The organism is Luteibacter sp. HAY1-4A (assembly GCF_056755355.1).
This window is the reverse complement of sequence record NZ_JBNDHZ010000035.1, coordinates 1-25483: the sequence shown is the minus strand read 5'-3', so window position 1 is coordinate 25483 and position 25483 is coordinate 1. Positions and strand designations below refer to the sequence as shown.

Below are 25483 nucleotides of genomic sequence, written 5' to 3'. Positions count from 1 at the left end.
ATCCCCCGGGTGGATGCGTCTCCGGAAGTTATCAGAGAGCCTGGCAAGGGCGCCATCACCGTACCTTGGAGTTGGTGAGTTACAACACCGTCAGCGGTACCTCGCCCAGGAGCGCGTAGTTGTGCATGGGGCGGAGGGTTCCGTCGCTCGCCGTATAGACATCGGCGTCGCCGGCCGCGTCGCGGATATTGCTGCGAGGGCCACCATGGCGGCCGGCGACGGAAGCGGGTTCCGCCGGATCGCCCCAGCCCAGGGTGAGCTTCGTCACCGAAGCAGGGAGGTCGGTCTTCAAGGTCAGGCGCAGTACGTCCCTGGCGACGACGGTGACGTCGGCAATCAGGTCGTCATGGGAACCGGCGGCCGGCACGATGGCGTTGGCCGAGTCGCGCAGGTCCAGGCCGTAGTTGCGCGTTGGCGCCACCCAGGTCGTATCCAGCGTGAGGGATCCGGAAGGCACGTTGAACAAGACATAGACGGTGCGGGGGCCGCGGACCACGGCGGAGATCATGTCCAGCGCCGGATTGCGCATCGGCACGCCGGCCTGCCGATCCTGGATCAGCTGGTAGATCGCGCGCGCGAAATAGCGCCCCTGCCAGCGGTGGCTTTCGTTGGTGAGGTGGAGCATCGGCTGGCCTTGCGCCGATTCGTCCGCGTAGTCGAACAGGTACTGCGGATTCACCATCCGCATCGTCGCGCTCGCGAGGCAGGCATCGCGTTGCGCGAGCGCGATGAAGGGATTGCAGAAGGCCACGCTGCCGATGCCGTAGCTGTTATGGCTGCACACCTGCGCTACCAGCCATAGCGGGCGCCACGCCTGTTCCGGTATCAACACCTGGCAAAGCTTCAGCCAGTGGGCGCGTTCCAGTTTGGCCAGCTTCGATGCATAGGTGCTGCGCGTCTCGGTGAGGCCTGTGGAATCGGCCTCGCCTTGCTGCCACGTGGTGGCCAGCCAGCTGAAGGTGGCGGCGTTCGTGGCGGCCTCCGCGCGCATCAGTGCGATCATGTTCTGCAGCCTGGTCTGGCTGTTCTTCCAACCTGGGTAGCCTCCGAGGTTGCCGTCGTCGAGGAAGCTGCTGAAATAGCCGATCGGTCGCCCACCCTCGCCGCTGGTGAACGCGCTGAACTGGCTGAACTGCGCGGCGAAGGGAACGCCGGTGAGTGCGGCCGTGTATTCCACGAGCCCGTCGGCGCAGGCGTTGGTGCCCACTTCGCCTCCGGTTCCATGACCGGCGTCGTACTCGACCAGGGGAATCAGGCCGGTCATCGCGGCGGGATCGGTGCCCGGCCTGACCCCACCGTTGAAGGTGACGTTCGCGTAGATCTCCTGCAGGGTAAGCGCGGGGCGCCCTCCGGTGCCTACGGCGTTGGATTGACCGTGGAACATGATCAGTTCACGCCGCGCGCGCGTAATCGCGCCGGTAGATGTATCGGCAACCTGCACCGTGCCGCCCAGGTGCCAGGCGCCTGCCACGCCGATGGTGCCGACGCCGCCGAGGGCGGCGAGGCTCTTTCGAAGGAAATCACGCCGTGGCCGTATAGGATCGTCGTCTCTCATCGTGACGCCTCATGCTGGGAGGAGGTGGCGTTGCGATCCGATGGTAGGCGCGGGAATGTGATGGCCGCACGACGGGGTTCAGAGTCATCGATTCGACGATTCAAGGATAGCCTTCGGTTCCAGATAGGCCTCCAGTCCGAACTGTCCGTACTCGCGCCCGATGCCGGATTGCTTGAATCCACCGAACGGAGCCTTCGGTTCGTGCGCCAGGGTGTTCACCAGCACGCGGCCGGCATCGATGCGCGCGGCGACGCGGCGGGCTCGTTCCTGGTCGGCCGAGAACACGTAGGCCTGCAAGCCATAGCTCGTGTCGTTGGCGATGGCGACGGCCTCGTCTTCGTCGTCGTACGCGATGATCGAAAGCACGGGTCCGAAGATTTCCTCACGGGCGATCGTCATGTCGTTGCGCACGTCGGTGAAGAGCGTGGGGCGGATCAGCCAGCCGCGCGTATAGCCATCAGGCCGTCCTTCGCCGCCGGCCAGCAGGCGTGCGCCTTCGTCGATGCCCTTGCGGATATAACCCTGCACGCGATGCCACTGTTTCGCGCTGACCATGGGGCCGACTTCCGTCGCCGCGTTGCCGGGATCGCCGGACACCGTCGCCTCGACGGCGGCCTTCGCCATGGCTTCGAATTCGGCCTGGCGCGAGCGCGGCACGAGGATGCGCGTGCCGGCGATACAGGCCTGTCCGCTGTTCATGAAGCCCGCTCCGATAACTAATGGAACGGTCGTCGCGAAGTCGGCGTCGTCGAGCACGATGCTCGGCGACTTGCCGCCCAGTTCCAGGGTCACGCGCTTCAGGGAATCGGCGCCGGCGCGAACGATGCCCTTCCCGACAGCGGTCGAGCCGGTGAACGAGATCTTCGCGATGTCCGGACTGGCGACCATTTCCGCGCCCACGACGTCGCCGCGTCCGGTCACGATATTGAACACGCCGGCAGGCGCACCCGCTTCGTGCAGCGCCTCGGTCACGATCCTGGTCTGCAGCGCGCTCATTTCGCTCGGCTTGACGACCGCGGTACAACCGGCGGCGATGGCCGCCGCGAGCTTGCCGCAGATGAAGCCGGCGTTGCTGTTCCAGGGCGTGATGAGGCCGGCGACACCCGCCGGCTGCATGACGACGGTGGCCGTGCCCATGCGCCGCTCGAAGTCGAACGTGCGCAGCGTCTCGATGGCGTCCGTGAACACGGTGGCGGCATGGCGGGCCATCCAGCGCCCCCGCGACACCGGCGCGCCGTATTCCTCGCGGATCGCTGCGAACAGGTCGTCCTCGCGTGCCAGCACCGCGTCGTGCATGCGCCGGAGCAGGGCGATCCGTTCCTCGACGCTGCTGTGCCTGAAGGTGTCGAAGGCGCGCTTGGCGGCCGCGATGGCGTGACGCGCGTCCTCGGCGTCGGCAAGTCGCACCGTGCCTATGACCTCTTCCGTTGCCGGGTTGAAAAGCTCGAAGCGCTCGGTGCCGTGAGGTGTGACGAAGGCGCCGTCGATATAGATGTGTTCGATGTCGTACATGACCTGTCCTCTGCAAGCGCGCCTGGGCGCCGGAATGAGTGCGGAGCGAGGGGGCAGCCGCGACCGCGTCTGCTTCCTCCGTGCCATCCAGGATGTGGTCCACTCATTAATCTGATAAGAAGGACAAACCAGAATGACTTGTTAAGCAGGAGCGGATAATGCGATCCGGACTTACCGAACTCGAAGCCGTGCTGGCCGTGGCCCGGGACGGCAGCTTCCGTGCCGCGGCGGCGTCCCTGGAGATGTCCACGTCGGCGCTCAGCCAGGCGGTGGCCTCACTGGAGGCGCGCATCGGCACACGCCTGTTCCACCGAACCACCCGCAGCGTGCGCCTCACCGCCGCGGGCGAGCGTTTCGTGGGAGAGATCGGTCCCGCCGTGGCCGACATCCACGGGGCGCTGGAAAGGGCGAGCGAGGAGGGCGGAGCGCCTTCAGGCTCCCTGCGCATCAACACCTCGGCCGGGGCGGCGCAACTCGCGATGGGGCCCTACCTGATCCCGTTCCTGCGGACCCACCCCGCCGTGCACCTGGATCTTGTGACGGACGATCGCCTCATCGACATCGTGCGCGACGGGTTCGACGCCGGCATTCGCACCGCCGGCACGGTGCCCGGCGACATGGTGGCGGTGCCCTTCGGGCCGCCGATCCGTTTCGCCGTGGTGGGCTCGCCGGGCTATTTCGCGCAGCACGGCAGGCCGCAGACGCCGGCGGACCTCGTGCGCCATACATGCATACGCGCGCGCATGTCGGCCGGTCATATCTACCGGTGGGAATTCGAACGGCGCGGGGAAACGTTGAGCGTCGAAACAGGCGGCACGCTCACGTTGGGCGAGCCGCGCCTGATGCTCGAGGCTGCCCTGGCCGGGCTTGGCCTCAGCTACCTCGCCGAGTTCCATGTGGCCGAGGCGTTGGCGGCGGGCCGGCTGGAGCGCGTGCTCGAGGACTGGACCCCGCCGTTCGACCGCCTGTGCCTTTACTACCCAGGACGGCGGCATGTGCCGGCGCCGCTTCGGGCCCTGGTGGAGTTGATCAGGCAGGTGGGCTGAGCGCATGGGCCAAGGGTCATGGCAAACCTTTGCGGTTCGGCAGGCATCCTTTCCGCAAGTTTCCACGTACCGGATCACCCATGCGTTCTCACTTCGTGCTTGCCATGCTCCTGGGCCTTGCCGCCGCCCCCGCGTTCGCGGAGGTCAAGATCGATGGCCATATCGACCCCGCGGAATGGGCCGGCGCGAAACATATCGTCGACTTCCGCCAGACCCAGCCGTTGACGGGCAAGCCCGGTAGCCAGCCGACGGAGGCCTGGATCCTCTCCACGCCGAAGGGCCTCGCCGTGGCCATCCGTGCCACCCAGCCGGAAGGCGCGGTCGTTCGTTCGCGCCAGCAGACGCGCCGCGACGAGAACGCGCTGGTGGATCGCGTCAACGTCATGGTCGATTTCAACGGCGACGGCCGCGTCGGCTACGACTTCGAGGTGAAGTCGCAGGGCGGCATCGCCGACGAAGTGATCACCAACGAATCCGACTTCAGCTACGACTGGGACGGCCGCTGGGACCATGCCGTCAGCGAAGACGCCAATGGTTATTCCGTGGAAGTGCTGATCCCGTGGTACATCGCACCGATGCGCAAGGCCGGCGGCGGGGAGCGCACCATCGGCCTGTACATCGACCGCGTGATCGGCAGCACTGGCGAGCGCATGGGCTGGCCCACGATCACCTTCGACCAGGGACGCTTCCTTTCGAGCTTCCAGCACGTGCAGCTGCCCGCATACTCGCAGTCGTTGTTCGCCGTGACGCCGTACGTGGTCGGCAAGGTGGACCGCGCACACGGCGGCACGTCGTTCGAACAGGGCGCCGACATCCTCTGGAAGCCAAACGGCCAGACACAACTCACCGCCACCATCAATCCGGATTTCGGGCAGGTGGAGAGCGACGACCTGGTGGTGAACTTCTCGCCCGAGGAAACTTTCTTCACCGACAAGCGCCCCTTCTTCACCGAGAACCAGGGCATCTTCGATTTCAGCCTGCTCGACGATTATTCGCAGCTTGTCTACACGCGGCGTGTGGGTGGCGCTTCCGACGATGGCCACGGCGCCGCCGACATCTCGGCCGCGGTGAAGGTCAACGGCAGCGTGGGCTCCACCAACTACGGCATCCTCACGGCGCAGGAGAAGGGCAACGCGGGGCGAAGCTTCGGTGCCCTTCGGCTGAGCCAGAACATGGGCACGCAGACGTTCGGCATGCTGGCCACGCACGTCGGCCATCCCTACCTCGACCGCGACGCGAATGTGCTGGGTTTCGATCACCGCTGGCAGCCCAACGCCGATTTCTCCATCACCAGCAATGTGGTGGGCAGCAAGATCGACCAGCCCAACGCCGACACGTCCGGCCTCGGCGCGACCAGCATCGCGTATTGGCAGATGAACGATACGTGGGCGCAGCAGTGGCTGGGCATGTACTTCGGACAGCGGCTCGACATCGACGACTTCGGCTACCTGCCGCGCAACAACATGGAGTACCTGCACTGGGAAGTGCGCCGGCGTGTCACCGGGCTGCCCGAGGATTCCGCGTATGCGTCCCATTTGTGGAAGTACCGTATCTCGGGCGCGGACAATACGCGCGGCCTCGCCATCAGCCGCCGCCTGCGCATCGAGCGCGACAGCCGCCGCCGCGATGGCGGCGAGGAAGAGTGGCGCCTGGATACGTTCAGTTCCGCCTACGACGACCTGCTCACCCGAGGCGGCTACGCCCTGCATACGCCGCCCACGGCGAAGCTGCAGTACGAACGCACACGTCCCCGCGTAGGTCGCTGGGCCTGGGAAGCCGAAGGCTTCGTCATGGGCAACCAGCTCACGGGTTACCATCGGCTCAGCTACTACTTCAAGTTCACGCCGACGTACTTCGTCACGGACGCCTTCAGCGTGTTCCTCGGCGGCAGCTACGAGTGGGATCCGAACTGGCTGATCTGGCAGGGCCGGGACAACCTGCTGGGCTCGTATGACGGCCGCACCATCGGCATCGACAGCGGCCTGAACTGGAACCTCAGCAACCGGCAGGAACTGCGCGTGAAGCTACAGACGCTGGCCGTGGGCGCGAAGCTGCGCGACACACTGGAAGTCACGCCCAGCGGCGGCACGGTCCACAGCAACGAGCCGGTGGACGACCTGGGCGTGGCCAACCTCGGCTTCCAGATCCGCTATCGCTACGAGATCGCGCCGTTGTCCGACCTCTACATCGTGTACAACCGCGGCGGTTACAGGGACGACACCGAGGACGACGTGGGATCGCAGTTCCGCCAGGGCTTCAGCCTGAAGGATGTGAACGAGGGCCTGGTGAAGGTGGCGTACCGCCTGGAATTCTGATGCGCGTTGCCTCGGATGCGAAGTAGAGGCGGGCTTCACATGGCGTATGGCATTCCTCGGCCACGGACGGCCTGCTGCGGAGAGCCTTGTGCCACATCTCGAAAACCCTGTGCCGGGCCGCCACATCGGCGACCATGGCGTCATCGGGAACCAGGACACCATCGCACTGGTCGCGAGCGATGGCACCATCGACTTCATGTGCTGGCCGCACCTCGACAGCCCCTCGGTATTCGCGGCCCTTCTCGATCCGGAAAAGGGTGGTGAGTTCACGGTCGAGCCCCTGCTCGACGACGCTAAGCGCATGCAGCTCTACGTTCCCGAGACGAACGTGCTGGTCACGCGCTGGATGGCGGAAGAGGGCAGTGTCGAGCTGACGGACTTCATGCCGCATCCGGAGTCAGGGACGCGCCTTCCCCGCAGTCTCGTGCGGAGGATCCGGGCCTCGCGCGGCAAGGTGAAGGTCCGTGCGCGTTGCCGCCCGCGACTTGACTACGCCACGTGCGTGCCCACGGCCGAGGAGTATGGAGACACCGTGGTGTTTCACGACGGCAAGCATGCGTTGCGCCTCGGTGCGTCCGTTCCCCTGCTGTGCGGCAAGGGCGAGGCGCATGCCGAGTTCGAGCTCGATATGGGCGACGAAGCGTGGCTCGTGCTATGCGACGAGGAATGCGATCCCCTGGACGCGACGGAGTGCGCCGCCGCACTCGAAGCCACTGCCGACGTCTGGCGGCGCTGGGCGCGCCGTTCCAACTACCGCGGCCGATGGCGGGAAATGGTGGACCGGTCCGCCCTGGTGTTGAAGCTGCTGGTGTCGCACACGTACGGTTCGATCGCCGCGGCGGGTACGTTCGGACTGCCCGAGGCGACCGGCGCCTCGCGCAATTGGGACTATCGCGCGAGCTGGATGCGGGATGCGTCCTTCACCGTATATGCCTTCATGCGGCTGGGCTATGTGGATGAGGCGGAACACTTCCGGCAGTGGTCCGAAGCCCGTTTCGTGGAGCTGGAGGATGACGCCGCCTTGCACGTCATGTACTCGTTGGACGGCAGCGAGGCCCTCCCCGAATCGACACTGGACCACCTGGCGGGTTACGCGGGTTCGCGGCCGGTGCGCATCGGCAATGCCGCGCGTTCGCAGACCCAACTCGACATCTACGGCGAGCTTCTCGACAGCATCTATCTTTCCAACAAGTACGGAAGCGCCATCAGCCGCGAGGGCTGGGCGCACGTGCAGCGCCTGGTCGATTATGTGTGCGCACACTGGGGCGATGCCGACGAAGGGATCTGGGAGGTACGCGATACGCCGCGGCATTTCCTCCATTCCCGCCTGATGTGCTGGGTGGCACTCGACCGCGCCGTGCGTCTCGCGCGCAAGCGCTCGTTGCCGGGCACGGTCGTGGAGTGGGCGACCGAACGCGACCGCATCTCGGAAGATATCTGGAACAACTTCCGTCATCCCGAGCACGGCTACTTCGTGCAGACGAAGGGTGGCCACGACCTCGATGCCGCCGCATTGATGATGCCGCTCGTCCGTTTCGTCTCCGCCACCGACCCGGTCTGGCTGAAGACGCTGGACGCGATCGGCGAGCACCTCACGGACGACGGCATGGTGTTCCGCTACCGCAATGCGGACGGGCTGGAGGGCGGGGAGGGCGCGTTCACCACGTGCACGTTCTGGTACGTCGAATGCCTGGCGCGCGCCGGCCGGCTAGACGAGGCGCGTGAGGTGATGGCACGCGGCGTGCGCTACGCGAACCACGTGGGCCTCTTTGCCGAGGAACTCAGCCGGCGCGCGGAACCCCTGGGCAACTTTCCCCAGGCGCTCACCCACCTGGCCTTCATCAGCGCGGCGTACTACCTCGACCGCCGCCTCGCGAGCCCGCAAGGGGAAACCTGGCAGCCCTAACGAACCGGTTAAATCTCGTTCTCGTCCGGATCGACGAATTCGATAGCCGCTTCGCGCGTACCGGCCGTTTCTTCCGCGATCTCGCGCACCCTCTCGCCGATCTTTTCGTTCGGCACCTCCACCTCCAGGGTGTAGGTTTTCGAACTCATGTCGTCGGACAGGTTCTGCGAGCTGGAGTCGTCGCGGAAATCGTTCATGAAGTCGTCGATCTCCTCGACCCGCTCGATTCGGTCGAGACCGTGGATGGCGCTCATCACGTCTTCGAACACGTCGCGGTCGCCGGTGATGCGAAGCTGGATGCGTGGCATGGAATCCTCCTTTGCGGATGGGGCGATGCTGGCGCGAGCCATGTATGCCGAAAGTGTACGTCGCCGCTACCATGAACCTTTTCCGCGGCCATGACCATGCCCAAGACCTACGACCAGGCCTATTTCGACAAGTGGTATCGCAGTGCCGGCCATGCCGTGCGTTCGCCGGCCGAGCTTCGGCGCAAGGTGGCGATGGTGCTGGGGCAGGCCGAGTTCTACCTCGGCAGGCCCGTGCGCAATGTGCTCGACGTGGGCTGCGGTGAGGCGCCCTGGCGGGCGGAACTGAAACGGCTGCGGCCCGGCATCGAGTATCGCGGCCTGGAGGCCAGCGAATACGCCGTGGCGCGCTATGGGCGCTCGCGCAATATCGGCTACGCAAGGTTTGGCCAGTTGGCCGAACTGCGGTTCGATACACGCTTCGACCTGATCGTTTGTACCGACGTGCTGCACTACCTGAAGCCCGCCGAGATCCGCGCCGGCCTCATCGGCATCGGGGAGATGGCCGAGGGGCTGGCCTTCCTGGAGGTGTACACGCGCGAGGACGATCCCGGCGGCGACCGCGAAGGGTTCTTCGGCCGGCCGGCGCGCTGGTATCGCGAGGCCTTCGCCCGGGAAGGGCTGCTTCCCGTGGGCTCGCAATGCTACGCCAGCCCCCGGCTCGCCCGGCACGTGGCGGCGTTGGAACGCCTTTAGGTTAGGACCCCGCCGATGCGGTGAACCACGCGATGGTCGCCAGGGCGTTGTTGGCGGCGTGGGCGACGAAGGACGGCCAGATCGAACCGCTGCGCACGCGCAGCCAGGCGCAGAAGAGGCCCACCAGTACGAGATTCGGCACCGCGTACCAGAGCCATGCCAGGTCGGGCAGGTGCACCGTGCCGAAGATGAGGGCGGAAAGGGCGATCGCCCAGCCGTCGCCCAGGCGCGTGCGCAACACGGAGAGCAGCGCGCCCCGGAACAGCAGTTCCTCCACAGCGGGCCCCACCAGCACCACGACGGGCAGGAGTGCCACGCGCATGCCGATGTGCGCCTTGTCGGCGATCTCGCTCACGGCCTGGCTGACGTCATGGTCGCCGGCGAGCACCTGGGTGAGCAGACCTCCGAGCACCGGTGCGGCCAAGCCCAGTGCGGTTCCCATCGCGACGAAGCGGCCAATCGGTGGCGTGAAACCGAGCCCCGACGGGCCCGGGTCCATGGCCCGTTCCGGGCCCCAGCGCCGTATGACGAGCCACGAGGTCAGCAGGGCGGCGCAGAGGACGGTGAGGATCACCACGACGATGAGCCGGTCGGGCGCGGCAGGCACCTGATCCGGAAAATAGCGGGCGATCTGCATGGACGTGCCACCGAACAACGCCCCGAACACGAACTGCATGGCGAAATAGGCCGCGATACAGAGGACGGTTTCGACGATGCCCGGAGGATTCGCGGGTGCCTGGATGGTGGACGAGGGGGATTCGGGAAGGTAATCGTGAGCCATGGAGCACCCTAGCCGACGGAGGTCGGGCGCCGCAACGAGGCTTGCGGCACAGGCGGTAACCTCGGTTCTGTATAGTTGTCCGTCCCTGAAGGAGGAAACCTGGCGCCTCGACGCGCCGTCCCATGTTCGCATTCGACTGGCTAGCCGACCCTTCGGCCTGGGCGGGACTTCTCACGTTGATCGTGCTGGAGATCGTGCTCGGCATCGACAACCTCGTCTTCGTCGCGATCCTCGCCGACAAGCTCCACGCCCGCCAGCGCGACCACGCGCGGCTGATGGGCCTCGGTCTCGCGCTGGTCATGCGCCTGTGCCTGCTCGCCGCCATGTCCTGGCTGGTGACCCTCACGCAGCCGCTGTTCGAGTGGCGCGGCTTCGGCCTGTCCTGGCGCGACATCATCCTGATCGTCGGTGGCGCCTTCCTCCTGTTCAAGGCCACGCTCGAACTGCACGAGCGGCTGGAGGCATCCGAGCACGACGAAGGTGGCGGCCGGCGTCGCGCCAGCTTCTGGCTGGTGGTGGCCCAGATCGTCATCCTCGACGCGGTGTTCTCGCTCGATTCCGTGATCACCGCCGTGGGCATGGTCGACCACCTGTCCATCATGATGATCGGCGTGGTGGTGGCGATGGCGCTGATGATCACGGCGAGCAAGCCGCTCACCGTCTTCGTCAACGCGCGGCCGACGGTCATCATCCTCTGCCTGTCGTTCCTGCTGATGATCGGTTTCAGCCTCATCGCGGAAGGCTTCGGCTTCCATATCCCGAAGGGTTACCTGTACGCCGCCATCGGCTTCTCGATCATGATCGAGGCGTTCAACCAGACGATGCGGCGGAATCGCCGCCGTTCGCTGCTGGTGGGCGGGCGGATCATGCGCGACCGCACTGCGCGGGCTGTGCTGCGCCTGCTCGGCGGCGCCCCGGACGATCAGGCCGATGGCGGAAAGGGCGAGCCCGTGCCGGAAACCTCCGAGGCCTCGGTGTTCGGCAAGGACGAACTGGAAATGGTGCAGGGGGTGCTCGACCTCTCGCAGCGTCCGGTCCGTTCCATCATGACGCCGCGCACCGAGATCGTCTGGATCGACCCCGGCGAGGAGTCGTCCGTGCTGCTGAACGAGGCACGCGAATCGCCCCATCACTGGATGCTCGTGGCGCATGGTGACCTCGACGAACTGGTCGGCGTCGTTTCGTCGCGCGACCTCCTGGCCAGCCTGAGCGAGCACGGGCGGCTGGACACCGACGCCTTCGTGCGCAAGCCGATCACGGTGCTCGAATCGCTGAGCGTGCTCCGTTTGATCGACGAATTCCGTCGCGCTCCTTTGCAGGTGGCGCTCGTGGTGGACGAGTACGGCAGTATCCTCGGCCTGGTGACACCGGCCGACGTGCTGGAGGTGATCGCCGGCGAATTTCCCAGCGAGACGAGCGAAGGCGACCCGTCGGCGGTCAGCGAGCCGGACGGCGCGTGGCTCCTAGACGCCAGCCTCGACGCCCGCCGTGTCGAACACCTGCTCGGCCATCGTTTGCCGGGTGCGGCGGAAGGCAGCTTTTCCACGCTGGCGGGCTTCGTCCTCCAGCAACTGGGCCGCCTGCCAAGCCCCGGCGACCGCTTCGAAACGGACAACCTGGAGTTCGAGGTCACGGCGATGGACGGCGCGCGCATCCAGCGCGTGCGCGTGCTGGCGGTCGCCCGAGACGACGATTGATCGTGTGGGAGCCGCTATAGCGGCGAGAAGCCAACGAAGCGGTGTAGCCGTGCGGCGGGTTCCCTCGCCGCTATAGCGGCTCCTACCGGTTCCAGTCCCTACGCACCGGCCGCGTCTTCGGCAGGCGTGGCGTTGTTTTCCATGATGGCCATGCCGATGCCGCCGGCGGCCATCAGCATCAGCGCGGCCCAGGCGATCATGGAGACGATGTAGCCGGGGCCGCGACGGGTGGCGTCGCGCAGGTAGGCCGCGGCGTACCACACGCGGCCCGCAAGCCAGACCAGGCCTGCGATGCCGGCCCACAGCGGGTCGACGTACTGCGAGGCCAGCCACAGGGCCGGGATGAACATCACGGCGTTCTCGAGCGTGTTCATCTGCACGCGCCAGGCCCGTTCGAAAGCCGGGTCGCCGGAAATGGACGGGGCCTTGATGCCATAACGTTCACGCGCGCGGCCTACCATCCAGACGGTGGCGAACATCAAGAGCAAGGTAAGCAGGGTGACGACGGCGGGGAGCTGGCTGGTCATGGGCGATCCGGGGGACGACTTCGATCGCGAAGTCTACCGGCAACCGTCCATGCGATCATGCCTACCGCGTCTCGCCTGAGACGTTTCCAACGGGAGGACACCCCAATGCTTTGGCAAAAAGGCCGCAGAAGCGACAACGTGCAGGACGCTGGCGAAGGCCGTGGTGGCGGCCCCTCGTTCGGTGGCCGGGGGCTGGGCCTGGGCGGCATCGTCATCCTGGCCATCCTGGGCCTGGTGTTCTTCAAGGACCCCACGGCACTCCTGGGCCAGGGCGATCCGGGCGCCGCGCAGGCGCCGCAGACCCAGCAGGCACCGCACCAGGCGGCGGCGAACGATCCGCAGGTGGATTTCGTCCGCGCCATCCTGGGGGAAACCGAGGATACCTGGGGCGAGATCTTCGCCGCCAACGGCCAGCAGTATGAGCAACCGAAGCTGGTGCTCTTCCGCAACGGCGTGCGCACGGCCTGCGGGTCGGCATCCTCGGCAGTCGGTCCGTTCTATTGCCCGGGCGACCACAAGGTGTACCTCGACCTCGGCTTCTTCCAGGAGATGCAAACGCGGTTCCACGAGGCCGGCGATTTCGCCCGCACCTATGTGATAGCCCATGAGGTCGGCCACCACGTGCAGAACCTGGTGGGCGTGTTCGACAAGGTGAGCGATGCGCGCCGGCGTGGTGCGAGCCTGGAGGGCGCGACCGGTCTCTCGGTACGGCAGGAACTGCAGGCCGATTGCTTCGCGGGCGTCTGGGCGAACCACTCGCAGCAACGCCAGCACTGGTTGCAGGAAGGCGACATCGAATCGGCGATCAACGCCGCCACCGCCATCGGCGACGATGCGCTGCAGGAGCAGGCCCAGGGCAGGGTGGTACCGGATTCCTTCACCCACGGTACCTCCGCGCAGCGCGTGCGCTGGTTCCGCACGGGGCTGGACAGCGGCGATATCGGCAAGTGCAACACGTTCTCGGGCGCGATCTGATCCATGACTCACCCTTGCCTGCGCTGCGGCGCATGCTGCGCGACGTATCGCGTTGCCTTCCATTGGCTGGAACTGGACACGGCCGGCGGCGTCACGCCGGCCGCCCTCACGGAGCACCTCGATCCGCATCGTGTGGCGATGCATGGCACGAACGCGTATGCGCCGCGTTGCAAGTCACTGGTGGGCGAGGTGGGTGTGGCCGCGCATTGCGGCGTCTACGCCGTGCGGCCCTCGCCGTGCCACGACCTGAAGCCCGCATGGGAAGACGGCACGCCGAGCCCGCAATGCGACAAGGCGCGGCTGAAGCACGGCATGCAACCGCTGACCCCGGCGGATTTCCTGTAGGAGCCCGACGTTCTGTGTGGGAGCCGCTTCAGCGGCGATGGGTGCTCGCGGCAACCGTGCCCGCTGCCGCGGGATCGCCGGCATAGCCGGCTCCCACAGCCTGGCTCCCACAGATGCTAGTAATCCCGCTTCTTCCGCGGCGGCTTGCCGCCGCCCGGGCGGGCGCCCGACGACGGACGGAAATTGCCGCGCGGACGCGGCGGTGCGCCACTCTGCGGCTGCTCCGTGCCATCCCACTCGCTGATCTTCAGCTGCTGCTGCGCGACCCACACCTTCTTCAGGTGCGTGAACGTTTCCGCGGGCATGCCGTCGGGCAGGTCGATCAGGCTGTAGTCGTCACGGATGCTCACACGGCCGATGAACTTGGCCTCGACGCCACCCTCGTTCGCGATGGCACCCACGATGTTGCCCGGCTTCACGCCGTGCTCGTGGCCGACCTCGATGCGATAGGTGCGCTTGCCGTTCTCGGTGACGTGCGGACGAGGCTGGCGCATGCCTTCGCGCACCGGACGGCGGTCGCTGAAGTCGCCACCGTCGCGCGCCGGACGGTCGAAGTCGCGCTGCGGCCGTTCGCGATCGTTGTCTCGCGGCGGACGCTCGCTGTACTCGCGCTTCGCCGGCGGCTCCAGCAGCAGCGGCTGTTCGCCCTGGGCGATGCGCGCGAGCGCGGCGGCGATCTCGATCGCCGGCACGTCGTGTTCCTGCTCGTACTTCTCCACCAGCTGCTGGAACAGGCCCAGGTCGCCCGTGGCCAGCGTATCGGTAATGCGCTGGTTGAACTTGTTCACGCGGGTGTCGTTCACCGCTTCGATCGTGGGCAACTGCATCTGCTCGATCGGCTGCCGCGTGGCGCGCTCGATCTGGCGGAGCAGGTTGCGCTCGCGCGGGGTGACGAACAGGATCGCCTCGCCGCTGCGGCCCGCGCGGCCGGTGCGGCCGATGCGATGCACGTACGACTCGGTGTCGTGCGGGATGTCGTAGTTGAGCACGTGGCTGATGCGCTCTACGTCGAGGCCGCGCGCGGCCACGTCGGTGGCGATCAGGATGTCGAGCTTGCCGGTCTTGAGCTGGTCGATCACGCGCTCGCGCTGGGCCTGGGCGATGTCGCCGTTGATGGCCGCGGCGGCGAAACCGCGCGCCTGCAGCTTGCTGGCGAGTTCCTCGGTGGCCGACTTGGTGCGCGCGAAGACGATCATGGCGTCGAAGCTCTCGGCTTCGAGGATGCGCGTGAGCGCGTCCAGCTTGTGCACGCCGCTCACCCACCAGTACCGCTGGCGAATGTTCGCCGCGGTGGTGGTCTTGTTCTTGATGGTGACTTCGGACGGGTTCTTCAGGTACGTCTGCGCGATGCGGCGGATCGGCGCCGGCATGGTCGCGGAGAAGAGCGCCACCTGGCGGCCCTCGGGCGTGGCCTGGAGCAGCTTCTCGACGTCGTCGATGAAGCCCATGCGCAGCATCTCGTCGGCCTCGTCGAGCACCATGAAGCGCAGGCCGGAAAGATCCAGCGTGCCCTTGTCGAGGTGGTCGATGACGCGGCCCGGCGTGCCCACGATGACCTGCGCGCCGCGCTTCAAACCTTGCAGCTGCGGGCCGTAGCTCTGGCCGCCGTAGATCGGCAGCACCTGGAAGCCGGGAAGGTAGCTGGCGTACTTCTGGAAGGCCTCGGCCACCTGGATGGCCAGCTCGCGCGTAGGCGCGAGCACCAGTGCCTGGGGCTTGTTGCCGGCCTTCAGGTCGATGCGCGAGAGGATGGGCAGGGCGAAGGCCGCGGTCTTGCCGGTGCCTGTCTGCGCCTGGCCGATCACGTCGCGGCCTTCGAGCAGGGCCGGGATGGTGGCGGCCTGGATGGGGGAGGGGGTCTCGTAGCCCACCTCGGTCAGCGCGCGCACGACGTTGGCGTCGAGGGCAAGCGCGCTGAAACCGGGCAGGGCCGGAGCGTTGTTGGTATCGGGGGATGACATGGCGACCTCAGGGAGGGGCGCGGCGGCACGATCGGCGCCGGGCAGTACACCTATTGTAGCAGCGATGCGTGCGTTTCGCCGTGGGTCGTGGCCGCGTGCGGCGTCGGCGCTACACCTTTCGGTCAGCTTCGCGTAAGGAATGAGTCCCATGTCGGCTATCGAGACGGTATCGGAAGGAACTGGGGCTGGCCCTGGCGATGCCCGATACCAGCCCGCGCGACACCGGGCTTCCCGGCGCCACGGGCGACTGGGAATTCGGCGAGGGCGCGGGGTTCTACCTAGGCCATCAGCTTTCCGATCAATTCGCGAACCCAGCGCTGCCCGGCGTGGCCGTGACAACGCTCGTGCCAGATCAAGCCGACATCGAACCGCTCGCTCAGCCAGGGCAGATCGATGATCGTCAGCTTTTCCGATTCGGCACTAAGCAGCCGCCTGGGCACGAGTGCGACAAGATCGCTGCTGGAAACAATTTCGGGAATGAACAAGAACGAGCCCGCTGACATGACGACATTGCGCCGATAACCGAGAACCTCCAAGGCGTCGTCAACTGGTGTCTCGAAATGGCCGCCTCGGCGTGAGACGACGATATGTTCCAGCCTGACATATTCCTCGATCGTCAGACCAGGCTTCAGATCCGGGTGGCTTTGCCTGCCGATGAGGACATATGTTTCCTCGTAAAGGTGGCATGCACGTAGATGCGGCATCGCGGGATCGGGTGTAGCGATCACCAAATCGATATCGCCGTTCGCCAACTGCTGTTCCATGAGGGCGGGGGACAGGTGCCAAACCGCCACGCGCACGCCTGGCGCTATCCGCCGGAGCGCCAAGACGAGCGGCATCACAACGGCTGCCTGGACATAATCCGAGCAAGCGATCGACACAGCGAGTTGCGCCGTTTCGGGATCGAAGTCCCTGTGGGATTGCAGTGTCGAGCGCACCCGATCCAACGCCTCGCGCAATTGTGGGGCGAGTTCTGTTGCCTTGGCGGTGGGGGTCATTCCGCGCTGGGCGGGAAGAAGCAAGGGATCGTCGAACAAGTCCCGCAGCCGCGCGAGTTGCGCACTGACTGCCGGCTGGCTGAGATGCAGCTTCGCCGCCGCCTTGGTGACGTTTCGTTCGGCCAGCAGCACTTCGAGCGTTGCCAGAAGGTTGAGGTCGATGCGGCTGGTATCCACCACCCTTATTCCCGAACAAAAAACAATCGATTTCAAATATGGCTGAAGAGCCTCCATCCTGCAAGCATCCAGACCAGAGAAGCTTGCTGATGAAGAATATTCTTATCGTATCTGCGCACCCCGAACCAACCTCGCTCACCCGGCAGTTGGTCGATGTGACTGTCGAGACGCTTGGCGCCGCCGGACACAAGATCGTGCAATCCGAACTTTACGGCATGAAGTGGAAAGCAGTGTTCGACGCCGACGACTTTCCCGTCCGCACCAATCCCGAGCGGCTGTCGTTCATCATGGAATCGGGCCATGCCTATGCGACCGGCAACCAGACGCCGGATGTTGTCGCCGAGCAGGCCAAACTGCTTGCCGCGGACGCGGTCATCCTGCAGTTCCCGCTGTGGTGGTATGGCGTGCCCGCGATCCTGAAGGGCTGGATCGAACGCGTCTATGCTTTTGGTTTCGCTTATGGCTACCAGAACGGCACCAACGAGTTTCGCTTCGGGGACGGCATCCTGAAGGGTAAGCGCGCGCTGGTAAATGTTCAGGCCGGTGGACCTGTGGCGGACTATGGCCCGCGCGGGATCAACGCACCGATTGAGCAGTTGCTCTTTCCGCTGACCCACGGCGCGCTCTTCTATCCGGGCATGGATGTGTTGCCCACGCACGCTGTCTACCGTGCCGGCCATGTCTCCACCGCCGAGGAGGTCGAGGCGATCAAGGCGGGCTGGCGCGCGCGACTCGCCGGGCTGTTCACCGACGCGCCAATCCCGTTCCGTGCGCAGAACGGAGGTGATTTCCCCGATCGCCACACCATGGCGGATGACGTCGCGCCGGGCCAGACCGGCATCGTCGCGCATGTCGCCGAAAGGGTTGTCGAGACGGCTGACGCGTGAGGCACGACGATCATGAAGCCTGCGCTGATTGCGCTGGCCGCGGGAGCATTTGCCATTGGCACGACCGAGTTCGTGATCATCGGCCTGGTTCCCGAGATCGCGCGCGATCTCGGGACAACGCTCCCGGCGGCCGGTCTCCTCGTTTCCGGCTATGCCCTCGCCGTGACCGTCGGTGCCCCCACGGTCACGGCGTTAGTCGGGCATCTGCCGCGCCGGCCGCTAGCGGTTGGATTGATGCTGCTGTTCACGCTCGGCAATCTCTTGAGCGGCTTCGCGTCCGGCTATGGCGGGATGCTGGCGGGACGCATCATCACTGGCGTAGCGCACGGCGTCTTTTTCTCCATCGGCGCCACGATCGCGATGTCGTTGGTGGAACGGTCACGCGGAGCACGTGCCGTCGCGCTGATGTTCGCCGGCCTCACCGTCGCCATGGTGGTTGGCGTTCCGTCAGGAACATTCATCGGCCAGCGACTTGGTTGGCGTGCGCCCTTTTTTTCCATCGCCGGGCTGGGCGCGCTGGCGGCGACGTTTCTGCACATTCTGCTGCCGCGCCAGATTGCCTTTGAACCGTCGGCGGGCTTGCTCTCACAGTTCAGGCTGTTGCAACAACCCAAGTTGCTCACGCTCTATGCCATCGCGGCGCTAGGATACGGCGGATCGTTCGCGGTCTTCACCTTTCTGTCGCCGCTCATGACCACAGTCACGCATGTGTCCGAGACGAGCGTGGGCCTGGCGCTGGCGGTATTCGGCGCCGCCGCAGTAGTGGGCAATCTGGTCGGCGGACAATTGGGGGACGCGCTCGGCACGCGGCGTGGTCTCGCCTTTGCGCTCATCGGCCTTCTATTGGCGCTTGCGGCGCTGCCTTACACTGCGCCGCACGCCGGCGTGATGTTCGTCAATATCTTCTTCTGGTCGGTCTGCTGCTTCTGCACCGGACCGATCGTACAGGCAGGCGTGATTGCTGTGGCGGAGAAAGAGGCACCCGATGCGGTCGCCACCGCTTCGGGGTTTAACATCGCCGCCTTCAATCTAGGCATTGCTGGCGCTTCGGCGGTGGGCGGAGTGATCCTCGCCGGGCCGGGCGTGATGGTGACGCCGTTTGCAGCCATCGCCGCCGTCGCGACCGCTCTCGCCATCACCCCGTTCGTTGGTGCTGGTCGGAATGGCTGAAAGCGCGCCTGCTCTTCTGCGTCGGCGTTACACTCTTCGGCCAGCTTCTCGTAAGGAAGGGGTTCCATGGCGGCTATCGAGACGGTTTCGGAACAGCGTTGCTTCGGCGGCGTGCAGGGCTTCTATTCGCATGTCTCGGAGGCCTGCGGCGGGCCCATGCGCTTTGCCGTTTACCTGCCTCCGGCAGCGGAGCAGGGTCCGGTGCCGGTGCTCTGGTACCTCGCGGGCCTCACCTGCACGGCCGAGACGTTCACGATCAAGGGCGGCGCCCAGCGGCTCGCCGCGGAGCTGGGGCTGGCCCTGGCGATGCCCGACACCAGCCCCCGCGACACGGGGCTTCCCGGTGCCACGGGCGACTGGGAGTTCGGCGAGGGCGCGGGCTTCTACCTGGATGCCACCGAGGCGCCGTGGGACACGCGATTCCGCATGTACAGCTACGTGGTGGACGAACTGCCGCGCGTGCTCGCGGGGCGGTTTCCGCTCGACATGGGGCGGCAGGGTATCGTCGGCCATTCGATGGGTGGACACGGTGCGCTGACGATTGCCCTGCGCAACCCGGGACGTTTCCGTTCCGTGTCGGCCTTCGCACCCATCGTGGCGCCGTCTCGCGTGCCGTGGGGCGAGAAGGCCTTCTCGCGTTACCTCGGCGACGACCGCAAGGCCTGGGAGCGCCACGACGCGACCGCCCTCGTGCGCGCTGGCGCGCGTTTCGACGGCACCATCCTCATCGACCAGGGTGAAGCCGACGATTTCCTCGTGAAGCAGCTGCAGCCGCAACGCTTCGAGGCGGCATGCGAAGACGCGGGCCAGCCGCTCGACCTGCGCATGCGCCCGGGTTACGACCATAGCTACTACTTCATCCAGACCTTCGTGGAAGACCATCTTCGCCACCACGCGAAAGCGCTCGCCGCATGAGTGAACCGATCCGCATGCGCACCGCGCGCACGGTGATCCGCCTGCTCGACATGGACGAAGCGGAACTCCTCCTGCGTTACCGGACGGAGAATCGCGAACACCTTGCGCCGTGGGAGCCGATGCGCACCGCGTCGCATTACTCGCTGGAAGGTTGCAGGCAGGCGATCGAGGCAGGCCTCGAAGCCGCGCGCGCCGACCGGGGCTACCCGTTCGCGGTGCTGACGCCCGACGCCGCCGAGATGATCGGCAGCTTCACCTTCGCCAACGTGGTGCGCGGTGTGTTCCAGGCCTGCCACCTCGGCTATGGCATCGGTGCGCGGTACGAAGGCAAGGGCCTCATGTGCGAAGTCCTCGAGACGGCGGTGCGCTATGCCTTCGGTCCGCTGGATTTCCACCGGGTGATGGCCAACTACATGCCGCGCAACGAACGCAGCGGACGCCTTCTCGAGCGCCTGGGCTTCGAGAAGGAGGGTTACGCGAAGCGTTACCTGAAGATCGACGGCTTATGGGAGGACCACGTCCTCACCGCGAAGATCAGAACGCAGGGCTGAGCGGTGACGGCTCCGATTCGGCTGCCTTGCGGGCGGTGAACATGGCGTGCCATGCGCCGCGCTCTTCCCATGCGAGGAAGAGGTAGACCGCCAGCAACGGCAGGTGCGGGCCGAGCGTCTTGCCCTCGGTGACGAAGTGGTAGCCGAAGATGACGACGATGGGGGCCGCGAGCAGCAGCAGCGCGAGAGGTACGAGCCGTGCCGCCAGCAACGCCACGCCGGCGTAGACGAAGAGCACGCCCAGCAGGGGCTCGACGAAGCCGCTGGCCTCCAGACCTGCCATGAAGGCCCGACCGGCCGCGGTATGCGGCGCGGGCGGCTGCCAGAAGGCGAAGATGTGGTTCAGGCCGGAAAAGGTGAAGACCGCGCCGAAGGCGGTGCGCAGCACGGCGACGGTGTAGCGGTGGAGTCGGGACATGCGGGTTGCTACCTGGGTTGGTTGGCCTGCCAACCCCGCATGATCCGGATTACCGCATGGGCGAACCATCGCCCATGCGGCTAGGCCATGGGGCCTTAGGCCTTGTTCGTCGCGGGGCCGCGACGCTGGCGCCGGCGCTTGTGGCTGCCGGTGCTCTCGCCGGTGCCGGCGGCCGAATGACCGTGCGGACGATGCGACGGCGGACGGCCGCCACCGCTGCTTCCCTGACGCGCACCGTTGCCGCCGGGACGACCCTGCCCACCGCCCTGCTGCGAACGCGGCTGGCGTTGCTGCTGCTTCGGACGCGGCGCGCCGGCGTCGAGGCGCAGAGGGGTGCTGGGCTCGTAGCCTTCCATGTTGCGGATCGAGAGGTCGGTCTTGAGCAGGCGGCCGATGTCGCGCAGCAGGCCCGACTCGTCGTGGCTCACCAGCGAGATGGCCTGGCCCTCGGCGCCCGCGCGGCCGGTGCGGCCGATACGGTGCACGTAATCTTCCGCGACCATCGGCAGGTCGAAGTTGATCACGACCGGCAGCTGGTCGATGTCGATGCCGCGCGCGGCGATATCCGTCGCGACCAGTACGGTGACCCGGCCGGTCTTGAAGTCGGAAAGCGCGCGCGTGCGGGCGTTCTGGCTCTTGTTGCCGTGGATGGCGGCGGCACGGATGCCGGCCTGCTCCAGGTGGCGAACGAGCTTGTCTGCACCGTGCTTCGTGCGGCCGAACACCAGCGTCTGGCGGCGGCTGTCCTGGGCGAGGATGTGCAGCAGCAGGTCGCGCTTGTTCGCGGCGTCGACCGGATGCACCACGTGCGTGACGGTGTTGGCCACGGTGTTCGCCGGCGTGGTCGAAACCTCGCGCGGATCGCGCATGAACTGCTGGGCCAGCGCCTTGATCTCCGGCGCGAAGGTAGCCGAGAACAGCAGCGTCTGACGCTGGCGCGGCACCGCGGCGAGGATGCGCTTGAGCGCCGGCAGGAAGCCCATGTCGAGCATGCGGTCGGCTTCGTCGAGCACGAGCACGTCCACCTTCGACAGGTCCACCGAGCGCTGCTGCATGTGGTCGATCAGGCGGCCGGGCGTGGCCACCACGATGTCGACGCCGCGGCGCAGGGCCTGCAACTGGTTGCCCATGCCGACACCGCCGAAGATCACGGTGCTGGAAAGGCGCACGTACTTGCCGTAGTCGCGCAGGTTTTCCTGCACCTGGGCGGCGAGTTCGCGGGTGGGCGTGAGGATGAGGGCGCGGATGGGACGGCGGCCTTCGGTGCGTTCCTCGCGGGCGAGGCGATGGAGCAGCGGAAGCGCGAAGGCGGCGGTCTTGCCGGTACCGGTCTGCGCGGCGGCCATCAGGTCGTGGCCGGCAAGCACCTCGGGAATGGCGGTTGCCTGGATGGGCGTGGGCTTCTCATAGCCGGCCTCGGACAACGCGCGCAGCAACGCGGGCGCAAGGCCCAGCGAATCGAAAGACATGGAAAAACTCCTGCGTGACCCGAGCGTTCCCTGGAACCGCGCTGCGAGTTATGGATTCGGCGGCCGCGAGCCATGACGAAGACAGCAGGCTGGCCGGTGTCGCGCGCGCTTCCGGGGGTGGGGGAACGGGCGGGAAAATCTCCACGCCGAGGGTCCGCAAGGGAGTCGGAGCGCAAGCACGACCGGCCAAGTATACCTTATTGCGCCGCACAATGTCTGGCTCTATGTGGGAGCCGCTTCAGCGGCGATGGGGGGGCGCGGCCAACCGGCCCGCTGCCGCGGGATCGCCGGCATAGCCGGCTCCCACATCACGGGCGGCGGGAAGCCGTCATCAGCCAGCTGTTGTACGGCGTGCGGCCGAACAGGGGCTCGAACGCCACGCGGATGCCGCGGGGCTCCAGCACCTCGCGAATGTCGTCTTCGGTCGGGAAATACTGCGCCCCGCCGGGAATCCAGCCGACCGCCTTGATGAATTTCTCTTCCCACACCGTGGCCCGATAGCGCCACGAGCCGTCGCGAATGACATTGCGCAGGATCAGCACGCCGTCGTCGGCGAGGTGCTCCACGGCGAAGGCGAGCAGTTCGGACTGCCGCTCGCGGGGAAGGTAATGCAGCACGTCGAGCATCGCGACGTGGCCGCGCACCGGCTGCGGCGTGGCGCCATCCGCCTCGCGCAGCGCGATCTCGTCGCCGAGTCCCGCGCGTTCCGCCGCATCGCGGCCCATGGCGATCTTCCGGCCGTCGTGATCGAGGCCCAGGTAGCCGTCGAGCGCGTTGTACGCATGCAGGTAGTGGCCCAGCAGGCCCAGCCCGCACCCGATGTCGAGCAGGGGCAGGCGCCGGCCCTTGATGGCGCGGGCGGTCGCGGCGTAAACGGGATCGGTGGCCAGCTTGCCGTGGATATAGATCCGATCGCCGGGCCGGCGAAACCGGGCGGCGATGCGTCGCCGGGTGCGGCTGTCGGGAATCATGCGGAGCTCCGTCCGTCGGGAGGGCCGGGGCGGCTTGCACCCCGGCCGGGATGCTAGCGCTGCGGCTGCGGTCTTGCACTGTCCTTGTTGACGTAGGCGTCGTATTCGCTCTTGTCCACCTTGCCGTCGTGGTTCTTGTCGGCTTCGGGGAAATGCGCCCGCAAGGTCTTCAGGGCGTCCACATCCTTCGGTACGTCGCCGCGCTTGATGTAGCCCTTGTTGTCCTTGTCGAGGTCGGAAAAAGCGGGGGCGCTGCTGCTCCCGGACTGGTCCTGCGGCGGTGCGCCGTGGGCAAAAGCTGCACCTGCGGAAAGGCTGGCAACCAGTGCGAGTGAAACGATCGATCGCGAGTACGTCATCGAGTCCTCCGTCAGTCGTGAGATGGCCAGTGTAACGAGGCCTTGTCGTGGCGCCGTGAGGCGCACGTTCGATATTAGCGCTGTGCTAGCCTCGGCGCCGCCCGATCGATGAGGAAATTCTCATGCCGCTTCCCGCCGCGCTGCGCGAACTCGACCATACGCAGCGGCATACCGTCCTCGCGAGCTTCCTCGGCTGGACGCTCGACGCCTTCGATTATTTCCTGCTCACCTTCGTGATCCTTGCGGTAGCGCACGAATTCGGCGTGCCGAAGCAGGAGGTCACCTACGGCCTGTTCCTGACACTGGCGGCCCGTCCGATCGGCGCCCTCGTGTTCGGGCGGCTGGCGGATCGTTACGGTCGCCGCCCGGTGCTGATGGTCGACATCGTCCTTTTCTCCGTGCTGGAACTCGCGTGCGCGTTCGCGCCCAGTCTCGGCGTGCTGCTCGGCCTGCGCTTCCTGTTCGGTATCGCCATGGGCGGCGAGTGGGGCATCGGTGCGTCGCTTGCGATGGAGTCGATACCCGCCAGGTCCCGCGGCTTCGTGTCCGGCCTGCTGCAAAGCGGCTACCCGTGCGGCTTTTTCCTCGCGGCGCTGGTGAACTGGCTGCTGGTGGACGCGATCGGATGGCGCGGCCTGTTCGTGGTCGGCGCGCTGCCGGCGTTGCTGGTGTTGTACATCCGCCGCAAGGTGCCCGAATCGCCGGTGTGGGAAGGGCGCCGCCACCATGCGCGCGAGAGCGTCTTCGTCTCCATGCGCGGGTACTGGAAGCTCTTCGTGTACCTCATGCTGCTCATGGCGGCTTTCAACATGTTCAGCCATGGCTCGCAGGACATGTATCCCACTTTCATCCAGGCCCAGCTGAAGATTCCGGCGGGGTCGGGCACGGCGTTCTTGCTCACGGCGCTGCTCAACCTCGGGGCGCTGGCCGGCGGGCTGACGTTCGGGTCGCTGTCGGAGAAGATCGGGCGTCGCAAGGCGATCATCATCGCCGCGCTCCTGGCCATCCCCGTGATCCCGTTGTGGACCTATGGCGGCTCGTTGCTGCTGCTCGGCCTGGGCGCCTTCCTCATCCAGGTGATGGTGCAGGGCGCCTGGGGCGTGGTGCCCACCCACCTCAACGAGCTTGCGCCCGACGCGGTGCGCGGCACGCTGCCCGGCTTCGCCTACCAGATGGGCAACCTGCTGGCGGCCATCACGGCCACCGCGCAGACCTGGCTCGCGGAGCGGCGCGGCGGCGACTTCGCCTTCGCCATGTCCACCTGGATCGCTGGCGTGGCGATCCTGCTGGCCCTCCTGACCTGGCTTGGGCCGGAGGCCCGCGGGGTCGGATTCGGGCGCGACCGCACGCCGGGTGACGGCGGGGCCGGCCGCGGCTAAAATCCTCCGTTTTCCTTCGGTAGAAACCAACATGCAGGCTGGCAAGGGCAAGGTCGTCTCGTTCCATTACTCCCTCACCGCGGACGGCGAGAAGGTCGAAAGCTCGCTGGACGGCGGCGAGCCGCTGTGGATCCTGCTCGGCCACGGCCAGCTGATTCCGGGCCTGGAAGCCGGCCTCGAGGGCAAGTCCGTCGGTGATGTCTTCGACGTCGAGATCGCGCCGGAGCAGGGCTACGGCCTGCGCCAGGAAGGCATGACCCAGCGCGTGCCGAAGAAGTATTTCCCGCAGCAGGGCAAGGGCCTGAAGGCCGGCGACACCACCGTCCTCTCGCTGAAGGAGGGTGGCAGCCGTGTCGTGGTGGTGCAGAAGGTGGGTTCCAGCGTGGTCGACATCGACCTCAACCATCCGATGTCCGGCAAGACCTTGAACTTCCACATCGACGTGCAGAGCGTGCGCGACGCGTCGGAAGAAGAGATCAGCCACGGCCATGCCCACCCCAACGGCGACGGCGCGCACTAAGAAACGCCTGAAAGAAAAGGGGTCAGAGTCTGTCTCTTATACACATCT

24 protein-coding genes are annotated in these 25483 nt (G+C 66.5%); 13 read left to right on the top strand and 11 right to left on the bottom strand.

What is annotated here, in order from left to right:
- Positions 1–79: 79 nt before the first annotated feature.
- Positions 80–1555 carry a hypothetical protein gene (locus ACPYOD_RS12885; protein ID WP_481302128.1) on the bottom strand — a complete coding sequence of 492 codons (1476 nt, stop codon included), beginning with the start codon at positions 1553–1555 and terminating at the stop codon, positions 80–82.
- An 84-nt stretch (positions 1556–1639) separates the two neighbouring features.
- Positions 1640–3067, bottom strand: coding sequence for an aldehyde dehydrogenase family protein (locus ACPYOD_RS12880; RefSeq protein ID WP_481302127.1), 1428 nt, complete (start codon positions 3065–3067; stop codon positions 1640–1642).
- Positions 3068–3225: 158 nt separating this feature from the next.
- Here ACPYOD_RS12880 and ACPYOD_RS12875 point away from each other — a divergent pair, with 158 nt between their 5' ends.
- From ACPYOD_RS12875 to ACPYOD_RS12865, 3 genes are all read left to right on the top strand, one after another.
- Positions 3226–4113 carry a LysR family transcriptional regulator gene (locus ACPYOD_RS12875; RefSeq protein WP_481302126.1) on the top strand — a complete coding sequence of 296 codons (888 nt, stop codon included), beginning with the start codon at positions 3226–3228 and terminating at the stop codon, positions 4111–4113.
- Positions 4114–4193: 80 nt separating this feature from the next.
- On the top strand, positions 4194–6428 hold the full coding sequence (locus tag ACPYOD_RS12870) for a DUF5916 domain-containing protein (RefSeq protein WP_481302125.1): 2235 nt from the start codon (positions 4194–4196) through the stop codon (positions 6426–6428).
- 88 nt (positions 6429–6516) lie between these two features.
- Positions 6517–8334, top strand: coding sequence for a glycoside hydrolase family 15 protein (locus tag ACPYOD_RS12865; RefSeq protein WP_481302124.1), 1818 nt, complete (start codon positions 6517–6519; stop codon positions 8332–8334).
- An 8-nt stretch (positions 8335–8342) separates the two neighbouring features.
- On the opposite strand, the gene ACPYOD_RS12860 is transcribed toward ACPYOD_RS12865, so the two are convergent.
- Positions 8343–8642 (bottom strand): hypothetical protein, encoded by a 300-nt coding sequence (locus ACPYOD_RS12860; RefSeq protein WP_481302123.1) that lies wholly within the window; start codon positions 8640–8642, stop codon positions 8343–8345.
- A gap of 96 nt (positions 8643–8738) precedes the next feature.
- On the opposite strand from ACPYOD_RS12860, the gene ACPYOD_RS12855 reads away from it, so the two are divergent.
- A complete protein-coding gene (locus tag ACPYOD_RS12855) occupies positions 8739–9335 on the top strand; it encodes a class I SAM-dependent DNA methyltransferase (RefSeq protein WP_481302153.1) in 597 nt (198 codons plus the stop codon).
- Position 9336: 1 nt separating this feature from the next.
- Here ACPYOD_RS12855 and ACPYOD_RS12850 read toward each other — a convergent pair whose 3' ends face one another.
- On the bottom strand, positions 9337–10116 hold the full coding sequence (locus tag ACPYOD_RS12850; RefSeq protein WP_481302122.1) for a CPBP family intramembrane glutamic endopeptidase: 780 nt from the start codon (positions 10114–10116) through the stop codon (positions 9337–9339).
- A 122-nt stretch (positions 10117–10238) separates the two neighbouring features.
- Here ACPYOD_RS12850 and ACPYOD_RS12845 point away from each other — a divergent pair, with 122 nt between their 5' ends.
- The gene (locus ACPYOD_RS12845; protein WP_481302121.1) at positions 10239–11813 is read left to right on the top strand and encodes a TerC family protein; all 1575 of its coding nucleotides are present in this window, start codon (positions 10239–10241) and stop codon (positions 11811–11813) included.
- Between the two features lie 98 nt (positions 11814–11911).
- Here ACPYOD_RS12845 and ACPYOD_RS12840 read toward each other — a convergent pair whose 3' ends face one another.
- Positions 11912–12340, bottom strand: a complete 429-nt coding sequence (locus ACPYOD_RS12840) for an MAPEG family protein (RefSeq protein ID WP_481302120.1) — start codon at positions 12338–12340, stop codon at positions 11912–11914.
- A 105-nt stretch (positions 12341–12445) separates the two neighbouring features.
- On the opposite strand from ACPYOD_RS12840, the gene ypfJ reads away from it, so the two are divergent.
- The gene (ypfJ, locus tag ACPYOD_RS12835) at positions 12446–13315 is read left to right on the top strand and encodes a KPN_02809 family neutral zinc metallopeptidase (RefSeq protein WP_481302119.1); all 870 of its coding nucleotides are present in this window, start codon (positions 12446–12448) and stop codon (positions 13313–13315) included.
- A 3-nt stretch (positions 13316–13318) separates the two neighbouring features.
- Positions 13319–13660, top strand: coding sequence for a YkgJ family cysteine cluster protein (locus tag ACPYOD_RS12830; RefSeq protein ID WP_481302118.1), 342 nt, complete (start codon positions 13319–13321; stop codon positions 13658–13660).
- Positions 13661–13776: 116 nt separating this feature from the next.
- On the opposite strand, the gene ACPYOD_RS12825 is transcribed toward ACPYOD_RS12830, so the two are convergent.
- Together ACPYOD_RS12825 and ACPYOD_RS12820 are read right to left on the bottom strand one after the other, a co-directional pair.
- A complete protein-coding gene (locus ACPYOD_RS12825; protein ID WP_481302117.1) occupies positions 13777–15621 on the bottom strand; it encodes a DEAD/DEAH box helicase in 1845 nt (614 codons plus the stop codon).
- Between the two features lie 278 nt (positions 15622–15899).
- Positions 15900–16796 carry a LysR family transcriptional regulator gene (locus ACPYOD_RS12820; RefSeq protein ID WP_481302116.1) on the bottom strand — a complete coding sequence of 299 codons (897 nt, stop codon included), beginning with the start codon at positions 16794–16796 and terminating at the stop codon, positions 15900–15902.
- 89 nt (positions 16797–16885) lie between these two features.
- Here ACPYOD_RS12820 and ACPYOD_RS12815 point away from each other — a divergent pair, with 89 nt between their 5' ends.
- The 4 genes from ACPYOD_RS12815 to rimJ all read left to right on the top strand — a co-directional run bounded on the left by ACPYOD_RS12815 (position 16886) and on the right by rimJ (position 20319).
- Entirely contained in the window at positions 16886–17683 is a 798-nt protein-coding gene (locus ACPYOD_RS12815; RefSeq protein ID WP_481302115.1) for an NAD(P)H-dependent oxidoreductase, read from the top strand.
- Positions 17684–17695: 12 nt separating this feature from the next.
- A complete protein-coding gene (locus tag ACPYOD_RS12810; protein ID WP_481302114.1) occupies positions 17696–18853 on the top strand; it encodes an MFS transporter in 1158 nt (385 codons plus the stop codon).
- Between the two features lie 66 nt (positions 18854–18919).
- A complete protein-coding gene (fghA, locus tag ACPYOD_RS12805; RefSeq protein ID WP_481302113.1) occupies positions 18920–19768 on the top strand; it encodes an S-formylglutathione hydrolase in 849 nt (282 codons plus the stop codon).
- The gene (gene rimJ / locus ACPYOD_RS12800) at positions 19765–20319 is read left to right on the top strand and encodes a ribosomal protein S5-alanine N-acetyltransferase (RefSeq protein ID WP_481302112.1); all 555 of its coding nucleotides are present in this window, start codon (positions 19765–19767) and stop codon (positions 20317–20319) included. The genes fghA and rimJ overlap by 4 nt, the downstream gene beginning before the upstream one ends.
- Here the strand turns inward: rimJ and ACPYOD_RS12795 are convergent.
- From ACPYOD_RS12795 to ACPYOD_RS12780, 4 genes are all read right to left on the bottom strand, one after another.
- A complete protein-coding gene (locus ACPYOD_RS12795) occupies positions 20303–20737 on the bottom strand; it encodes a hypothetical protein (protein WP_481302111.1) in 435 nt (144 codons plus the stop codon). The genes rimJ and ACPYOD_RS12795 overlap by 17 nt on opposite strands.
- Before the next feature lie 95 nt (positions 20738–20832).
- Positions 20833–22206 (bottom strand): DEAD/DEAH box helicase, encoded by a 1374-nt coding sequence (locus ACPYOD_RS12790; protein WP_481302110.1) that lies wholly within the window; start codon positions 22204–22206, stop codon positions 20833–20835.
- Positions 22207–22514: 308 nt separating this feature from the next.
- The gene (locus ACPYOD_RS12785; protein WP_481302109.1) at positions 22515–23177 is read right to left on the bottom strand and encodes a class I SAM-dependent methyltransferase; all 663 of its coding nucleotides are present in this window, start codon (positions 23175–23177) and stop codon (positions 22515–22517) included.
- A 53-nt stretch (positions 23178–23230) separates the two neighbouring features.
- The gene (locus tag ACPYOD_RS12780; RefSeq protein ID WP_481302108.1) at positions 23231–23536 is read right to left on the bottom strand and encodes an EF-hand domain-containing protein; all 306 of its coding nucleotides are present in this window, start codon (positions 23534–23536) and stop codon (positions 23231–23233) included.
- 122 nt (positions 23537–23658) lie between these two features.
- Between ACPYOD_RS12780 and ACPYOD_RS12775 the strand changes: the two genes are divergently transcribed.
- The gene (locus ACPYOD_RS12775) at positions 23659–24915 is read left to right on the top strand and encodes an MFS transporter (RefSeq protein WP_481302107.1); all 1257 of its coding nucleotides are present in this window, start codon (positions 23659–23661) and stop codon (positions 24913–24915) included.
- Positions 24916–24946: 31 nt separating this feature from the next.
- On the top strand, positions 24947–25435 hold the full coding sequence (locus tag ACPYOD_RS12770) for an FKBP-type peptidyl-prolyl cis-trans isomerase (protein ID WP_481302106.1): 489 nt from the start codon (positions 24947–24949) through the stop codon (positions 25433–25435).
- The last annotated feature ends 48 nt before the right edge of the window (positions 25436–25483 follow it).

Bases quoted from the DNA above. Each gene is read 5' to 3' on its own strand.
- ACPYOD_RS12825 (WP_481302117.1), bottom strand. From the start codon at position 15,621: ATGTCATCCCCCGATACCAACAACGCTCCGGCCCTGCCCGGTTTCAGC.
- ypfJ (WP_481302119.1), top strand. From the start codon at position 12,446: ATGCTTTGGCAAAAAGGCCGCAGAAGCGACAACGTGCAGGACGCTGGC.
- ACPYOD_RS12860 (WP_481302123.1), bottom strand. From the start codon at position 8,642: ATGCCACGCATCCAGCTTCGCATCACCGGCGACCGCGACGTGTTCGAA.
- ACPYOD_RS12795 (WP_481302111.1), bottom strand. From the start codon at position 20,737: ATGTCCCGACTCCACCGCTACACCGTCGCCGTGCTGCGCACCGCCTTC.
- fghA (WP_481302113.1), top strand. From the start codon at position 18,920: ATGGCGGCTATCGAGACGGTTTCGGAACAGCGTTGCTTCGGCGGCGTG.
- ACPYOD_RS12790 (WP_481302110.1), bottom strand. From the start codon at position 22,206: ATGTCTTTCGATTCGCTGGGCCTTGCGCCCGCGTTGCTGCGCGCGTTG.
- ACPYOD_RS12770 (WP_481302106.1), top strand. From the start codon at position 24,947: ATGCAGGCTGGCAAGGGCAAGGTCGTCTCGTTCCATTACTCCCTCACC.
- ACPYOD_RS12875 (WP_481302126.1), top strand. From the start codon at position 3,226: ATGCGATCCGGACTTACCGAACTCGAAGCCGTGCTGGCCGTGGCCCGG.
- rimJ (WP_481302112.1), top strand. From the start codon at position 19,765: ATGAGTGAACCGATCCGCATGCGCACCGCGCGCACGGTGATCCGCCTG.
- ACPYOD_RS12775 (WP_481302107.1), top strand. From the start codon at position 23,659: ATGCCGCTTCCCGCCGCGCTGCGCGAACTCGACCATACGCAGCGGCAT.
- ACPYOD_RS12855 (WP_481302153.1), top strand. From the start codon at position 8,739: ATGCCCAAGACCTACGACCAGGCCTATTTCGACAAGTGGTATCGCAGT.
- ACPYOD_RS12885 (WP_481302128.1), bottom strand. From the start codon at position 1,555: ATGAGAGACGACGATCCTATACGGCCACGGCGTGATTTCCTTCGAAAG.
- ACPYOD_RS12785 (WP_481302109.1), bottom strand. From the start codon at position 23,177: ATGATTCCCGACAGCCGCACCCGGCGACGCATCGCCGCCCGGTTTCGC.
- ACPYOD_RS12780 (WP_481302108.1), bottom strand. From the start codon at position 23,536: ATGACGTACTCGCGATCGATCGTTTCACTCGCACTGGTTGCCAGCCTT.
- ACPYOD_RS12880 (WP_481302127.1), bottom strand. From the start codon at position 3,067: ATGTACGACATCGAACACATCTATATCGACGGCGCCTTCGTCACACCT.
- ACPYOD_RS12830 (WP_481302118.1), top strand. From the start codon at position 13,319: ATGACTCACCCTTGCCTGCGCTGCGGCGCATGCTGCGCGACGTATCGC.
- ACPYOD_RS12815 (WP_481302115.1), top strand. From the start codon at position 16,886: ATGAAGAATATTCTTATCGTATCTGCGCACCCCGAACCAACCTCGCTC.
- ACPYOD_RS12810 (WP_481302114.1), top strand. From the start codon at position 17,696: ATGAAGCCTGCGCTGATTGCGCTGGCCGCGGGAGCATTTGCCATTGGC.
- ACPYOD_RS12850 (WP_481302122.1), bottom strand. From the start codon at position 10,116: ATGGCTCACGATTACCTTCCCGAATCCCCCTCGTCCACCATCCAGGCA.
- ACPYOD_RS12840 (WP_481302120.1), bottom strand. From the start codon at position 12,340: ATGACCAGCCAGCTCCCCGCCGTCGTCACCCTGCTTACCTTGCTCTTG.
- ACPYOD_RS12845 (WP_481302121.1), top strand. From the start codon at position 10,239: ATGTTCGCATTCGACTGGCTAGCCGACCCTTCGGCCTGGGCGGGACTT.
- ACPYOD_RS12870 (WP_481302125.1), top strand. From the start codon at position 4,194: ATGCGTTCTCACTTCGTGCTTGCCATGCTCCTGGGCCTTGCCGCCGCC.